Source organism: Shewanella sp. Isolate7 (assembly GCF_022398425.1).
Classification (GTDB): Bacteria; Pseudomonadota; Gammaproteobacteria; order Enterobacterales; family Shewanellaceae; genus Shewanella.
This window is the reverse complement of the sequence record NZ_JAKEVJ010000089.1, coordinates 1-15522: the sequence shown is the minus strand read 5'-3', so window position 1 is coordinate 15522 and position 15522 is coordinate 1. Positions and strand designations below refer to the sequence as shown.

The window sequence follows — 15522 nt, the reverse complement described above, 5'->3', positions numbered from 1 at the left end:
AATTTATTTATACCAAAAAGAAATAACAAGTAATCGAAGGGAAGATGGAATGGTAGTCGAGGAGTTTGCTGCCTAAATGTCGAGGAGTGGCGGCTGGGGTCGTGAGTCTTGGGGCTTGGGTCGTGGAACGTGGAGTTTCAGTCGGCAGCCTCACTTAACCATAAGTGATAGCGCAGTTGTGCTTTTACTCATGACGAGACTACTCTCATTAATTGAAGCATCCCCCCTTAAACAATTCCCGCGTACTCATCCAGCCCTTTATGACCTCTTGCCGTTAAGAAGTCTAGCAGCGCTTTGGGACTACTATTCAAGATCCGCTCAATCGGAAAATCAACGGCTTGAATCAACTCGATAGCTTTCTCGAAATCACCCAAACTGAAAGCAACGTGGGAGTCTGAGCCCAGAACCAAATAGCCTCCAGCCTCTTTTACTGCCTGGGCAATCGCGGTGCAGTTTTTCAAGCTACCTTTTCGTGACGTCAAAAATGAGGAGTTGTTGATCTCAAGGGCAACATTGTGGGTTGCTGCCGCTTTGGCAACACGTTGGATATCGATAGGATAAGCAGGATTACCCGGATGACTGATGATGTCTACATTACCACTTTCAATGCAATTGACTAATGCTTGAGTGTGGGCAGCTTGAGTGGATGGTGGAAAAACGGGCTCATGAAACCCGGCTAGCACGATATCTAGTTCATCAAGGTAGTCACCAAAGAAATCAATATCACCCTTGTCGTTTTTAATATTGGCTTCAATGCCTCTCAGCACACCGATACCATCGACAATCCGAGGCAATACACGCATGTTGACGAAATGCCAAAAGTGAGGTGCATCAGCCATATCTGGGCCATGATCAGTGATAGCAAACAGCTTAATGCCCTTCTCTTTTGCCACAGCCAGATAATCATGGACCGTACTATAGGCATGGGTTGAGGCAATGGTATGGGCATGAACATCAACAAGGAATTTCATCGGCGAATCCGTTAGCATGGGGCCAGGTTAAAGAAGAATGACAATAGAGGGACTAGTCTACTCATTTCAACCGCATTACTCCATAACGCTGCGAGGCTTGCTACTTGTTCTTAGTCTTTTAGAATGCGACTCACACATACAACTCTCCTAAAACAAAGTATCTAGCCCTTAAGCCCCATTAACCGTTTTGCCTTTACTTTTTGTAATAACCCTTAAACCATTCAGCAAAGGCTTTGACCCCTTCACTGATACCAACTTGTGGTTTATAACCAACAGCATTAAAGAGGTCTTGAGTATCGGCCCAGGTGGCTTGAACATCGCCATCCTGTATAGGCAACATAACCTTCTCAGCTTTTAGCCCAAGGGCATCCTCCAACTCGCTAATGAAATCCAATAAGCGAACTGGACAACCATTGCCTATGTTATAAATTCGATATGGGGCACTACTGGTAGCAGCGGAGCCCTTTTCTACGGTCCAATCAATCTGCTTCTGTGGCACTTTATCGGCGACCCGAAGAATGCCTTCGACAATATCATCAATGAAAGTAAAGTCGCGACTCATGTCCCCTTGGTTAAACACCTTAATAGGCTTGCCAGAGGTAATGGCATCGGCAAATAACATTGGCGCCATATCGGGACGTCCCCAAGGACCATACACAGTAAAAAATCTCAGCCCTGTTGTAGGCAGGTCATAAAGATGGGCGTAACTATGGGCCATCATCTCGTTAGCTTTTTTCGTTGCAGCATAAAAAGAAACAGGATGATCGACAGAATCCGACGTTGCAAAGGGCATCTTCTTGTTTAGACCATACACCGAACTGGAAGAGGAAAAAACCAGATGTTCTATATCATGTTGTCGACACCCCTCTAACACAGCAAGCGTACCAACCAGGTTACTATCGGCATAGGCATATGGATTTTCGATTGAGTAACGAACACCAGCTTGCGCGCCTAAGTGAATAACCCTAGTGAAACCACCGTTAGCAAAAAGCTCAGCCATGGCTTCCCTATCAGCAAGATCAACTCGATTAAACTTAAAGTTAGTTAAGTCAGTCAATTTATCTAACCTAGCCAGCTTCAAGCTAACATCATAATAATCATTTAGATTATCTATACCTTCGACCTCAAAACCTGCTTCGCACAAACGCTCGCAGACACGTGCACCGATAAAACCCGCCGCACCAGTAACCAAGTACTTCATATTATTCTTCTCACACTTCTTTGCCACTGTGCACAACGCGCTTAATCTTGACCAAAAAGATCTCGGGTATATACTTTTTCGCTAACATCCTGTAACTCGTCAACCATTCGATTGGAAATAATAACATCAGACGTCGCTTTAAACTCTGCTAAATCATGTATCACTCGAGAGCGAAAAAACTCTTCTTCCTCAAGCACAGGCTCATAAACGACCACTTCGATCCCTTTGGCCTTAATTCGTTTCATCACGCCTTGCACTGCTGAGGCTCGAAAATTATCTGAGCCCACTTTCATAATCAACCGATATACGCCAACTACTCGAGGCTTTTTGGCAATAATGGCATCTGCGATAAAATCTTTACGAGTTCGATTTGCATCAACGATAGCTGCAATCAAATTGTTGGGAACCTGATCATAGTTAGCTAAAAGTTGCTTAGTGTCTTTAGGCAAACAGTATCCACCATAACCAAATGAAGGGTTGTTATAATGATCCCCTATTCTTGGATCATGGCATACACCATCAATGATTTGTCGAGGATCTAAACCATGAGTTTCGGCATAGGTATCAAGCTCATTAAAATAAGCGACTCGCATAGCCAAATAAGTATTAGCAAATAACTTAATCGCCTCCGCCTCGGTACTTCCCGTAAAAAGAAGCGGAATATCAGGTTTAAGTGCAGCTTGAGTAAGTAACTGAGCAAAACGTTCGGCGCGCTCTGAACGTTCACCGACGACAATTCTTGATGGATAAAGGTTATCGTACAAGGCCTTACCCTCTCTTAAGAATTCGGGAGAGAATATGATATTAGCTGAGTTATATTTTTTCCTTAGCACTCTGGTAAACCCTACAGGTACAGTAGACTTTATGACGATACAAGCTGAAGGATTTACGGCAATAACGTTTTGTGTGACTTCATCGACCGTCGTCGTATCGAAGTAGTTGGTCTTGGGGTTATAGTCTGTTGGCGTAGCGATAATGACATAATCAGCCCCCCGATAGACGTCTTTGTCAGTGGTAGCCTTTAACTGTAATTTTTTGTTTTGCAGATATTCTTCAATAAGGTCATCGGCGATAGGTGAACGCCCGGCATTCACCATTGCCACCCGATGCGAAGATATGTCTAACGACCAAACCTGATTGTGCTGCGCCAACAAAACGGCATTCGACAAACCAACATAACCTGTCCCTACAACCACTATCTTCATTTAAATTCCTAAGAAACTTCTAACTCGAAGCAACATTAGCTCACTCGTAAATAAAACTCTACTGCAAAAAATCATAAACCAATGATTCAGATAGATTAACCAGGCGAGCGCTCTAAAATCACTCTAAGGGTATAAGGTTATCCGTCAGCACAGATTCCTGAGGCTTCTATTATGAGACTGTAAGATCTTTTGTGTAAGTGGCTGTTTGTCTTAGTGATACACGGTCACTGTATATAATCATAAACTGGCTCATGGCCGCTTTCCAGTCCCTTATGGGCATCGTCCATTTCTTCGATATCTGGTGAAGTTGTCGGAGGACAATAAACTTTGATCGGAAATGTGCCATGTGAACTACTCGCAGCTAAAGCAGCGAGTAGTTCACGAGCAGCAAAGTTAGCGGCGCTTTCATCCCCGCCCTAGAAGTGTGGGGTTTTACGCTTGATCTGATAAACTCGAATTTACGCCTAAGCATATAGATGTGTAGGAGTAACAAGATAAAAGAGCATTACTATAGCGTCGTCCCAGCGGATGGGCCTTGCTTGTTGCCAGTCAAAGATGTTATGCGACTTCGAAAGTAGGCTGCTTTTGTTATAATGGATAGTGGGATTAACATGGGGAGCGACATTATGTCACCTGAAATATTCATATTGTGTTCGTTAGCAGTATTTACGCTAGCCACGTTATTCATTGTTGCAGTGAGTTACTTCGCTAGCAGGAAGAAGAAAGGTTAGCAATTAAAGTGGTGTCGTTCATTGTTTTTTCGGTGTGATGGAAAATAAGACAGAAGTGATAATCAAGAAGCTTTAGCGTGTTTATCACATTTCGCAGGGTCCCTATCTAACCATGTGCGAATAACAGACAAACTTATCGATCAGCTACTCGTTGGCTGTAATTCTCCAGATGATATTCTCGGTGAAGCTGGATTACTCAAACAACTCACCAAAAAGGTTGCTGAGCGTGCCTTAAATGCCGAAATGGAGCAGCATCTTGGCTATGCTAAACATGCATCAGAAGGTAAGAACTCCGGCAACTCACGTAATGGAAAGTCCACGAAAACAGTACGCAGCGTTCACTGTGAAATCGACCTGGATATTCCTCGTGACCGCAACGGCAGCTTTATCCCGCAGCTGATAAAGAAAGGTGAAAAGCAATTAGGTGGTTTCGATGACCGCATCATTTTTCTCTATGCTCGAGGCATGACGACTCGCGATATTCAGGCTCATTTCGAGGAATCTTACGGTGTCGAAGTCTCTGCAACATTTATCTCGCAAGTCACCAATGAAGTGCTGGACGAAGTGAAGCAATGGCAACAGCGGCCCCTCGATTCAATGTACCCTGTGGTGTATCTCGATTGCCTGGTTGTTCGTAGCCGCGATTCTGGCGCTGTACAGATTGACATCCTCCTCGCCGTAAACGACGAGGATTCCTACTGCGGTTAGGCGCGAACGCCGGACTCGCTTCGGTGGGTTCCTGCTGCTGGCGGCATTGTTGCACCACTCACTTCACAGGCTAATCGGGCGTGTCCCGCCCTTAATACATTGATCGCGCCGACGACATCGGCGTTTTCTTCAAAGCCACATTCCACACAGGCAAACCGAGCTTGCGTGGCGCGGTTATCCTTCGATATGTGACCACAGCACGGACACGTCCGGCTGGTGTTTTTCGGTGGAACGGCGATCAGGTGGCCACCATTCCATGCCAGCTTGTAATCGAGCTGGCAACGGAACTCAAACCAGCCTTGATCAAGAATGGCTTTATTCAGGCCTGACTTCGCCCTAACATTCCTACCCTGTTGCTCGGCGGTTCCTGCCGCTGATTTTGACATGTTTTTGACCTGCAAATCTTCAATACAGACTATCGCGTGGTTTTTGCTAATGTCGTTTGAGATTTTATGCAGGTAGTCACGGCGGCTGTTGCCGATATTGGAATGAATGCGCTGAACTTTGGCTTTGGCCTTTTTCCAGTTATTGCTGAATTTTACCTTGCGGCTCATGGCCTGCTGCGCCTTGCGCAAAGCGGTTTCGTGCCGTTTGAAACTGTTGAGCGGGGCGTAGAAACGGCCATCGGACAGGGTGGCAAAGCGGGCAATGCCCATGTCAATGCCGATGGCATCGCCCTGATGCACGGCAATTTCAACTTCCCGCTCGGTCTGGATCGATACATACCACTTACCACAAACCTGACTGACCGTGACGTTTTTAATCTCACCTTCCACCGTCCGGCTGTTGCGGTAACGCAGCCAGCCGAGCTTGGGCAGGAAGAGTCGATTATTGCCTTGCTCCAGTTTCACCCCTTGTGGATAGCGAAAGCTATCTGACTGACCCTTCTTTTTGAAGCGCGGGAAGTCTGCTCGTTTGGCAAAGAAATTTTTGTACGCCCGATCTAAATCTTTCAGCGACTGTTGCAGCGTTTGAGAAGGTGAATCAGACAGCCATTTTGTTTCTGGCTCTGCTTTCCATTGTGGTAACAGATTATTCAGTTCAAAGGCCGATAGTTTCTTTTCACCCTGCTCATGTCGTTCTTTTTGCAACGCCAGCGCCTTGTTATAGACAAACCGACAAGCACCGGAGAAGCGGCGCATCTGGCGCTGCTGCTCTCCAGTGACAATCAGTTCGAATTTGTAGGCTTGCAGTCGTTGCATGGCTTGCTCATACTGTGTCAATACAACTCAATTATAGATTGGTCTATGGAAATTGAAAGCGATTTAAGGCATGGCAGGCATTGCGTTTTTAAAATGCACGTTCATTTGGTCTTTGTAACAAAATACCGACGAAATGTCTTTACCAAAGAAGTGCTGGATGATCTAAAAATCTTTTTTGAAAAGGTCTGTCTTGATTTTGAATCAGAGCTGGTTGAGTTCGACGGTGAAGACGACCATGTGCATTTGTTGGTGAATTACCCGCCGAAGGTGGCCGTGTCGAATCTGGTTAACAGTCTCAAAGGTGTATCCAGCCGAATGATCCGAAAAAAGAATTACCCTTCGATCAAAAAGAAACTCTGGGGAGGTGCGCTCTGGTCGCCCAGTTATTTTGCGGGGAGCTGTGGTGGTGCGCCAATTGAGATCATCCGGCAGTATATTGAGCAGCAACAAACTCCGGCGTAGCCCTCAGAACGGCTTCGCCGTTGCGCTATTCATCCTCGCCCTGAACGGCGAGGTTTTCCGCGCTATCCGATAAATCTGTGTACTTGGCCTTAGGTATCAACACAGAAGGCGAGAAGGAGTTACTTGGCCTTTGGATGGCGCAGACCGAGGGTGCGAAGTTCTGGTTGTCGGTGATGAACGAATTAAGAAACCGTGGTGTACAATATATCTTCATTGCCTGTGTCAATGGCCTCAAGGGCTTCCTGGAAGCTATCGAAGCCGTATTCCCTAAGACTCAAGTGCAATTGTGTATCGTCCATCAAATTCGCCACCCCCTGCGACATGTAAGCTGGAAACAACGCAAAGCCATCGTAGCCGATCTGAAACGGATTTACGGTGCAGCAACCTTAGCTGAGGCGGAAATAGCCCTGACTGAGTTTGCAGAGAAGTGGGATGATGAACATCCGACTATAAGCTTATCTTGGCGTAACAATTGGGAGCATTTAAGCGTGTTCTTCGATTATCCGCCGGAAATCCGCAAGGTGATTTACACCACGAACGCCATCCTAAATGGCTAGGGTACTCCCTGCGAAGCAGCAGGGAGTACCCTAGCCATTTAGGATGGGGAATCTGGGATAGCATTCAAACCGGACTTGATGTAGTTGGAATGATTCCAGTAGTTGGCGAGGTTGCAGATTTAGCTAACGCAGGAGTATCCGCTGCCCGAGGTGATTATGAGGGTGCTGCTTTATCAATGGCTGCAATGGTACCTTTTGTTGGAAATGCTGCTGGCGCTGCTAAAATAGCACGGTCAGCAGATAAGGCTGCGGAGGCCCTCACTGCTGGCAAGAAAGGCCCTGACTTCATAGTTGGACCAAGCGGAACTACCGTCTCAACAAGCCAAACCAGAATGAGGTAGAGTTTTAGTAATATGCCGTCAGCCCTTTGTTAAAGTAGCGATGCCAAGAACTGTGTAAAAGGGACAATATCCTGTTTGACACTGGCTGCTTCCAATGCTTGCATATATTCATCTCGTCGTTCGACGGGTACGACTGTCCAAGGGTAACCGCCTGAGGCCATCATTAAATTCATGATGAATCTTCCCATTCTGCCGTTACCATCAAAGTATGGGTGGATGTAGACGAAAATGAAGTGACCCAGCACCACTCTGGCTGCTGCATTTTCTTCTTCTGCGAGCAAGTCGAAGAGTGTCGGCATCATGTCGCGAACCGCGTCCCTATTAGGTGGGGTATGCATAGACTGGCGAATATAGACAGGCCCTGTTCTGTAACCGGCCAAGTCCGATTGTTTAATAATACCGGCGGCCACACTTGGGCCAAATAAGGCGAGATACCAATCGCTGTGCGTCTGTTCCAAAACATCGCCAGGATTATTACCTTCTAACACCGATAGAACCGCTTTTTTAACTTCCTGAAACGCATCCCAGTAGCCTTTGGCTGCCATAGCATCTAAATGCTTTTTACTCTCATCTGAACCTTCAGCTTGCCAGTTACCAGAGCGAACCAGTTCAATCAATTCGCGAGTTACCCGATAGCCTTCAATGGACAGTGAGTGGTAGGCATCTGTGACGTATTTGTCTTCCACTTCGGCCATGTAGGTTTCGATATCGACGCTTTGTTGTATTTGTTCAGGGAAATTCGCGATAACACTTTCACGCATTTGCGCCCACATTAACCGCATGCGATTAACATAGGGCGAGACATCACGACGGCCAAAGCTAATCTGTACTTTCTCGGCGAAAGGGTCTTCTTCTTGCACTTTCAAATCGACCGCTTGCATGCCCTTTAATATATTGTCAGCAATCAAATCTCGGCCAATATTTCTAAAAGCCCCCACTAATCGGCCGGCAATCACACTGTGATTACCGGCGAGTAAAACGGACAATACGTCGGATGCATCTGTCACCATCGATAAGGCAGTACGCATTTGGATGGGGGCATTTTGAAACTGATTCACCGAAGAATAAACAAGTGCTGCCGCTAAGCTGTATACATTGAGCCCTTCCAGATTTTCAATGTGTTCTGCGGCGGGCATCTTCAACCTGACATCAAAAATCGAGGTATTGTGTAGGAAGGCGGTGGGCTTATTATTGCCTTTGGGCGAGCGCACGAGCAATTGCTGAGGTACGGTTCTATCACCGATATGCAGACTAAGTGATTGCTCAGGTGAGAGACACCAGGATTTATCGAAACGTTCCGATAAATATGCACCGCAAAAATCCCAGAAAGAAGTATACCAAGATGTACTGTCGCCAGGCTTTTCATCAGGCATCGCCGGTATGTACCAACCCCGAATAACTTCACGAATAAACCCATGCTTTAAGAGCCGTTCTCGATGCACTCGACCGAGTCGTTTTGACTGGATAGCAACAGCCCCTGACTCTTGAAGCTGCTGTAATTGCTCAAGCGAATCTGCTAGTTTTTGTGATATGTCATTCATGCTCGCTCTAACCATTACTTATGATACTTACCAGTTATTACATTCACCTCTAGGTTTTAGTGTTATATCATTTATAGGTTTTGATGTCGATTAGTTTATAGGTTTTAATGATTTGTTGTTTTTAGGCTTTAATGCTCATTAGCTTGAAAAGGCATACAAGAAACAGAGCTTTCCGGCCATAAGCCTTCCAAAAAAAGTACAGATTTATAACCGGCGAGCACTTAGTGACTACTCACCGCCCTATCGCTCGAATCTCCTTTCTGTCATTTCGGGTGATTACCTATCAAAATCACTGACTTTTCATCATACAACCCCCATTCAACAAAAAAACGATAAAAATTTCAGCTGTAAACCATTGTTTTATCGCTATAAAAAATAGCGTGCTCATTTTGGTCATTGAACTGTGATGTGTTCTTTTTATTTGAGCGTAATGTTTCTTCACGCAGACGATCGAAAGCACAGAGTCAATCAGACATTTATTGTTTAAGTTAGAGAAGTTGAGAAACCTGATGGGAAGATTACAAGCGAACGCTAAGCAGAATAGAAAGCTAAATGCGGGTGGTGTCATGCTAGACCGACTCAGCACTAACACAGCTCTCATTAAAGTATTTCACCAAGCGAACAAACTGAGTCAATCTACAAAATCAGCCGAATTATTAGTTGTCTTTTTATATCTTTGGCTTACACAAAAGCTAGATGATTTTTTAAAGCTTGATGATGAAGAAATAGCTACAGCAGATAGCATCCCAGATTGCTATAGAGTCAGAAGCAGTGATGAATGCAAAGCACATCGATTCAAAAATCAGAAATTTGATGATGGAAAGTCCTGGACATATTATGCACGTGAAATCATCACTAAAGATAGACATACGATATTCGAATGGCAGCCGATCCCGAACAGTTTAATTCATATTTTTAAACCATTCGTTAGCAGTCAAAACTATGACAAAGAGTGGTTAACTGAAGTTGAAAAACAGCAGTTGTTCAATCTAATTCACCAAAAATGGCGTAAACCCGCAGAGATTGAACACTTTCCGTCAGTAAAAAAACAGCAGTTTCTTCAGTACATTACTCACTGTATTCGTGTTGATAACGAACTGTCGAGTTTAACAAAGTCACTATTACTGCCAGAAAATAAGCTACATCATCGACATGCTGCGGCTTACTTGCAAAAAAATAGTGAACAAGTTCGAGCAGAAATATTTCACGCGCAAGATCGTTATCTCAGCCGATTATTTACTTTCGCAAATGACTTAGGATTGAGCAAACTACTGACTTTGAGATTCTCATCGAGCGCTAAAGTAAGCAAGACTAAACTCCCCGATATTTCTCTGCTTAACGATAACGCAAGAAGAAATATTCCAGCAGATATTACAAACTCAAGGGTCGGTGTGAGTTTTCATAATAAGTTGATCGGTGAAGAACTAGAAAAACATATCGATGAGTCAATAAATTACGGTAGTCAGAGAATCTTGCCAGAAAGCGAAATTGTTGCAATATTTCGCAATCTTAACGACGAGATAATTTCATCGACGTCTGCTAAAAAATTAAGTGCTACTGCATTAATCGATTATCACAATCTGTGCGCTAATCATGTCGCACTGCTGTTTATATTGCTGACAGGTACACGTCCGACACATGCGATATCTATCAATAAACAATCACATTATGATTATTGTCGAGCAACTATTAAAGATAAAGGGGTCATACGTGAAATTACAATTTGTGATTATCTCAGACAACAAATTCTTTATTATTTGACGCTTCAGCAAAAGCTCATTTCTCAACTCAAACTATCAAGCGTACTCCCCTGGAGCTGGCATCTATACGATGAAAGCGGTCAAGCCGTAGCGATAACAGCAAAATCACTTCGACAGTTTTTACATCAACGAGCGCCAGGTGTCGTCCCGTATGTGTTACGTCATCAGTTTTCACAAAGTGCAGCTACAAGCATCATTCCGAAGCTCACGACGCATCAAATCGACCGTTTAATGGGTCACTCAGAATATGGTGAACGGCTCGGCAGTGATCATGTATTTCCGCCGAGCAGAGAACAACAAGCCTTATTTTTAAACAGCTTGCCGACACGATATGGTCTGAAGGAGTTGAAATATGTCTAATATATTCAACCAATTAAAAGCTAACGAAATATACGAATTTCATCAACGTCATGGCTCATCTGATGCAGATATAGAATCAATCAAATGGGTGATCAAAAACTGGCCGGAAACAAAAGTCAATGCAACTGCACTTATCATTTCTGATGAAAAAGTTGCCAATATATCAGCAACACAGAAACGTGAGTTCACGATTCAAGATTTACAAACGATAAACAAAGTTATTCGCATTGTTCCGACTGGAAAGCAAAGACAATACAAAAATGCTTTAAAAGCAATCGTTACTTATCTTAAAGAAATATTACAATGGCAGATCCCGGAAGTAGAAGAGCTCCCGTGGCCAGATCCTGATTTAGTGTGGTATCAACGCATCACAGCTAATGCAAATGATGCATATAAACTACACACTGAATATGAAAAATACAAAGCTCAGTTCTTTAAACAACGATTTGAAATAACTGCTGAATTCGTTGCATTAGCTATTTCGCTTGAAGTTGCGCCGTTATCGATTGTTCACCTTGCTAACATTATTAATGATAAAGACAGCATCGAGCAGGTTGAAAACCAGATCTATTTAAATGTTAAACATGTTTCGAAACAGCCGAATAACGAGCAACAACAATCAAGTCGTTATCACCTACCATTAGTTGTTTATAAATTACTCTCTGAATATCAATCATATTCACATAGACAACAAACTGAAAAGCGGCTACTTAAATCACTAACAAATTTATTAACTTCATTTGAAATATCAAGTAATTCAAGTCGCCTTAATCAACATCTTTTTCAAGCAGTGTGGCACTATCGCGATCATATTGTTCCGTCGCTACTCAAAGATATTAGTTACCCCGAGCGACACGTCGCAAATCCAATCATCTATGTTGACGATAAGACAAAGAAACAACTGCTGAGCAAAATCTATGACATCGATTATGACAAAAAAGCAATCACAGAAAATACAAAATCTGTAGAAAATGAAGAATGGCCCCATCTGAATTCATTTAAAAATCTCGATAACATTCATTCATTATATGACGAAGAAATACGTTGGCAGTTAGATAATATCTTGCCAACGATGCTCTATCGATACACGCTTGAACTCACTGTGTATGGAGGAGTGAGAAAATCTAATCTAGCAGACAGCACAATCGAGAAGTACTGCAATATTCAATCGAAATTTGCTGAAAGACTTAGCTATGACCAAGCTATCGATCAGGAGCAGCTTCAACTCTGGGCCCATACCATTTATAACAGCTTGGAGACTGAAACAGAGCAACTCGTCATGCTCTATTTTTTTCGCTTCATGCGTCAACAATCAATCACTGAACATTTAGATCTTAGCGAATTTGAATCACCATTGTGTGCTCCTAGTGTTGATCCTTTTCGTATCTCGATTGAACAACTGCATGAAATCGTCTCAGTACTACTCACACAAGAAAAGGGACATTTGTTACAACGTCTCTTTTGCGCTGTAACCGTCATTGTTAGTTATTTTGCGATGCTACGCCGCGGCGAGCTGCTGCATCTACGTTTAAAAGATGTATTTGTTGTTCCATCGAATCCAAATCTATTTCGGCTATACCTCGGCAAAACTAAAAGTGGGCATTCGCGTGTTGTATATACAGTCATCCCCGAAGAATTTGCTGTTCTCGTCAGAATTATCATTAAAAACAAAGCGCTTTGTGAACCCTATGAACCGCTGATCGGTTTCACTGATGAGCCAAACTACTCACGTCAGCTGCATTATTTACTACCGGTAACAAAGTCTATAAAGGCTATTTGCGGCTCCAGCGCGAGATTTCATCATCTTAGGCATGGCGGTATTCATCTGTTTACGTTGCAAGCTCTTCATCTTGCATATGAACAGCCCGCTCGACACACCAGCGATAGTGCTCATATGCAACGCTTACTCAATGAAGAAGTCCTTGCAACTCGGTTCGACTATTGGTTAGAAGAACAACCTTTTTCTCTGCGCAATGATGCAATTCTGTTAGATGAAATTATTCGCCAAATTGGGCATGAAAATTACGCGACAACGCGCTGGTCATATTTGCATGACATAGATTGGCTTTACCCTTTTTATCGTTCTGGATTTGGTGATTTACAGGCTCGTGAGTTTACACACAGCGAACTTCGTTATTTACTCGGATTAGCAAATGACTCAAATGATCTCTCACGTCAACTTGCTTTGATCAGTGAAGTTTACAAAGCAAAAGGTACTCAACAGAAACGCGATGAGCAAATAATACTTACTGAATCAACATTACGACAGCATCTATTTAAAACAGCAAAAAGTAGCGCAATTCAGCACTGCGACATCAATACAAATCTATCATCATTTACACAAGATACGATCAAATATTATCAGCAATGGCTTGGTCGTGTTGAAAAATTTCCACTCGATTTTTTACGCTACCTTTTTCTCGAAATGCGTAAAGCCAAAGAGGTCAATTGGCCACTCTTAAGTCAAATTTGGCAATGCTCAGGTAAACATCAATATTCAGAGATAAACAAAACGCAAATCACTGCACTACGCAATTTACCTGAGATCCGGTTAAGCAATGAGACGCAACCGGTCTTGACGATTACGTTAGCGTGTAATGTTAAAAATGCACGACATTTCACGGCGGTATTTAGACAGCAGCATTGGCAATGGCTAACGCCAAGCTTTGTGCTAACGGTAAATCGAAAGACAAAAGTCAGCATTTTATTAAGCAGGCTCAAGCAGCATTTTGCTAGATCAACTGAATCAATCACAGTGCACAGACAACCGACAGGCCAAAGCAAGTTAACGATCACTTTAACACCTAAGTTACTCGAAACAAAACTCAACCCTCACAAGCAGCAAACTGGGTCAACTAACTTGCGATTTGTCGTTCAACAAACGCAGATTTATCTATCGAACTTTCAGAAATAAAATAGGATTTTCATTATGGCAAAGCTAATTATACCTTCAAAAATATCCCCTCTATTTCTCGCAATGATAAATGCACTAGACAAGCGTCACGCTGATGCTTGTATCAGCGTATTTATCGACAAAGATAACAATCAAGTGACACTCATTGGTGGTGCGCCTGGAGAATATACGCAAATCGATATTGAACTAGAAAAAGGTCATGGTCTAAAAAACGATGAATTTTCAATTCACTTTGATTTTTTCATGTGTATGAAAGAACAAAAAAAAGAGTTTCATGCGTTATCAAGTCTGCACATTTTTCAACTCAACTTTAAAGGCGGGAAATACAATAATATAGAGTATTGTTTATTGCTCAAAGAAGACAAAAAAATCGATGAATCGATACATTTTCCAATGTCACGGTTTGATTTAGATCCTGCTTATAAAAATCATATTGAATATCGAAAAGAAAATACACAACGTGCTTATCATGAGATTAATAAGCGCTTGATAGTCGACATTATCAGGTCAGCAAATGCACTGATACCTTATGATTTCGTCGAATATACAAAAGGTTCTAAAGAGATCCGCTATCAAAAAAACGGTGAAGTCACAACAAAGCAATTACCAGATAATATTAACCTACCATGCTCTTTACCCTTAACCGAAGCCGCAGCAAAAACACTAACAAGTCTTTACAATAGTTCAGGTACTGGCAAAGTTGAATTTAGCTTAGAAGGAGAACAACTCACTTTTAAAACGAATCAACACATTCAAAGTATAAATCTCATCGGTCTTGAATCATTTCGAAAGAAAGCACTTAATAATGAGTCATTACTCTTTGAATTCTCATCAAATATGTTTGATTTCAAGCAATTAAACCGCATGATCTTAAAAGAGACTAGCGTCAGAGCAATTAATACAGCGATGTTACTATTTACTGACAATAGACTATTCGCATGTATTCTGCCTGGTCGACGTGAGTTCATTCGAGAAATTAACGTCAATCACTTTAAGAGTACTAATGCACTTTTATTTTCATATTCACCCAGAGCACTCAATGATATAGAACTGAAAATTAATGAAAAAGGTGGGGATATCCGGGTTACATTAACACAAAATAAAAGCGGTGAACTGAAGCTCAACTTTTATAATAAACCTGAGGATCGTCTTCCGTTCGACAGTCTTGGACTAATATCAGAACAATCACAGTTAACAGCTTACTTAAAATTGAAAAACGACTATCTCAGCGGTTACGGCAACCGCTACATTATTCAGCCATCAGGGCAAGCAGAACTCGACTTCGATGTTAGGCAAACTACCGATGTTGTTGACGCAATTGATGTTTCGGTTGATAACGATCAATCAGCATCACTAGAAGCCGGCGAATTAAAAGATGAATTAGAAAAAAATTGTGTTGCTTCGTCAAAAATTCAACCACGGTTAACGCAACCGCAGTGTAATAATCTCTCAAAAAACATGGCAAATAACTATGACGAATTAGCGATGCAAGATGAGTACGGATTCGGCAATGATTAAAGCCTTGCTAATACTCTAGTCTTCTCATAAAACCCTTAATAATAAATACCT

The 15522-nt window shown here is 42.6% G+C and carries 9 protein-coding genes and 2 pseudogenes; 6 read left to right on the top strand and 5 right to left on the bottom strand.

Annotated features, from left to right (window positions below):
- Nucleotides 1-227: 227 nt before the first annotated feature.
- From L1D47_RS17750 to L1D47_RS17740, 3 genes are all read right to left on the bottom strand, one after another.
- Nucleotides 228-971: a phosphatase gene (locus tag L1D47_RS17750; protein WP_239886229.1), complete on the bottom strand. Its 744-nt coding sequence runs from the start codon at nt 969-971 to the stop codon at nt 228-230.
- Between the two features lie 193 nt (nt 972-1164).
- A complete protein-coding gene (locus L1D47_RS17745) occupies nt 1165-2172 on the bottom strand; it encodes an NAD-dependent epimerase (protein ID WP_239886228.1) in 1008 nt (335 codons plus the stop codon).
- A gap of 41 nt (nt 2173-2213) precedes the next feature.
- Entirely contained in the window at nt 2214-3377 is a 1164-nt protein-coding gene (locus L1D47_RS17740; RefSeq protein WP_239886227.1) for a nucleotide sugar dehydrogenase, read from the bottom strand.
- Nucleotides 3378-4222: 845 nt separating this feature from the next.
- Here L1D47_RS17740 and L1D47_RS17735 point away from each other — a divergent pair.
- A pseudogene (locus tag L1D47_RS17735) lies at nt 4223-4768 on the top strand (transposase); the annotation flags it as partial.
- A gap of 44 nt (nt 4769-4812) precedes the next feature.
- Here the strand turns inward: L1D47_RS17735 and L1D47_RS17730 are convergent.
- Nucleotides 4813-6018: an RNA-guided endonuclease TnpB family protein gene (locus tag L1D47_RS17730; RefSeq protein WP_165564833.1), complete on the bottom strand. Its 1206-nt coding sequence runs from the start codon at nt 6016-6018 to the stop codon at nt 4813-4815.
- A gap of 45 nt (nt 6019-6063) precedes the next feature.
- Between L1D47_RS17730 and tnpA the strand changes: the two genes are divergently transcribed.
- Nucleotides 6064-6480 (top strand): IS200/IS605 family transposase, encoded by a 417-nt coding sequence (gene tnpA / locus L1D47_RS17725; protein WP_037426855.1) that lies wholly within the window; start codon nt 6064-6066, stop codon nt 6478-6480.
- Nucleotides 6481-6539: 59 nt separating this feature from the next.
- Nucleotides 6540-7025, top strand: a pseudogene (locus L1D47_RS17720) (transposase); the annotation flags it as partial.
- A 382-nt stretch (nt 7026-7407) separates the two neighbouring features.
- On the opposite strand, the gene L1D47_RS17715 reads toward L1D47_RS17720, so the two are convergent.
- Nucleotides 7408-8919, bottom strand: coding sequence for a Fic family protein (locus L1D47_RS17715; RefSeq protein ID WP_107006252.1), 1512 nt, complete (start codon nt 8917-8919; stop codon nt 7408-7410).
- Nucleotides 8920-9428: 509 nt separating this feature from the next.
- Here L1D47_RS17715 and L1D47_RS17710 point away from each other — a divergent pair.
- The 3 genes from L1D47_RS17710 to L1D47_RS17700 are packed head-to-tail and all read left to right on the top strand — an operon-like array spanning nt 9429 to nt 15471.
- Nucleotides 9429-11039, top strand: coding sequence for a hypothetical protein (locus L1D47_RS17710; protein ID WP_239886226.1), 1611 nt, complete (start codon nt 9429-9431; stop codon nt 11037-11039).
- The gene (locus L1D47_RS17705) at nt 11032-13953 is read left to right on the top strand and encodes a hypothetical protein (protein WP_239886225.1); all 2922 of its coding nucleotides are present in this window, start codon (nt 11032-11034) and stop codon (nt 13951-13953) included. Before L1D47_RS17710 ends, L1D47_RS17705 begins: the two co-directional genes overlap by 8 nt.
- A 15-nt stretch (nt 13954-13968) precedes the next feature.
- Nucleotides 13969-15471: a hypothetical protein gene (locus tag L1D47_RS17700; RefSeq protein WP_239886224.1), complete on the top strand. Its 1503-nt coding sequence runs from the start codon at nt 13969-13971 to the stop codon at nt 15469-15471.
- Nucleotides 15472-15522: the final 51 nt, after the last annotated feature.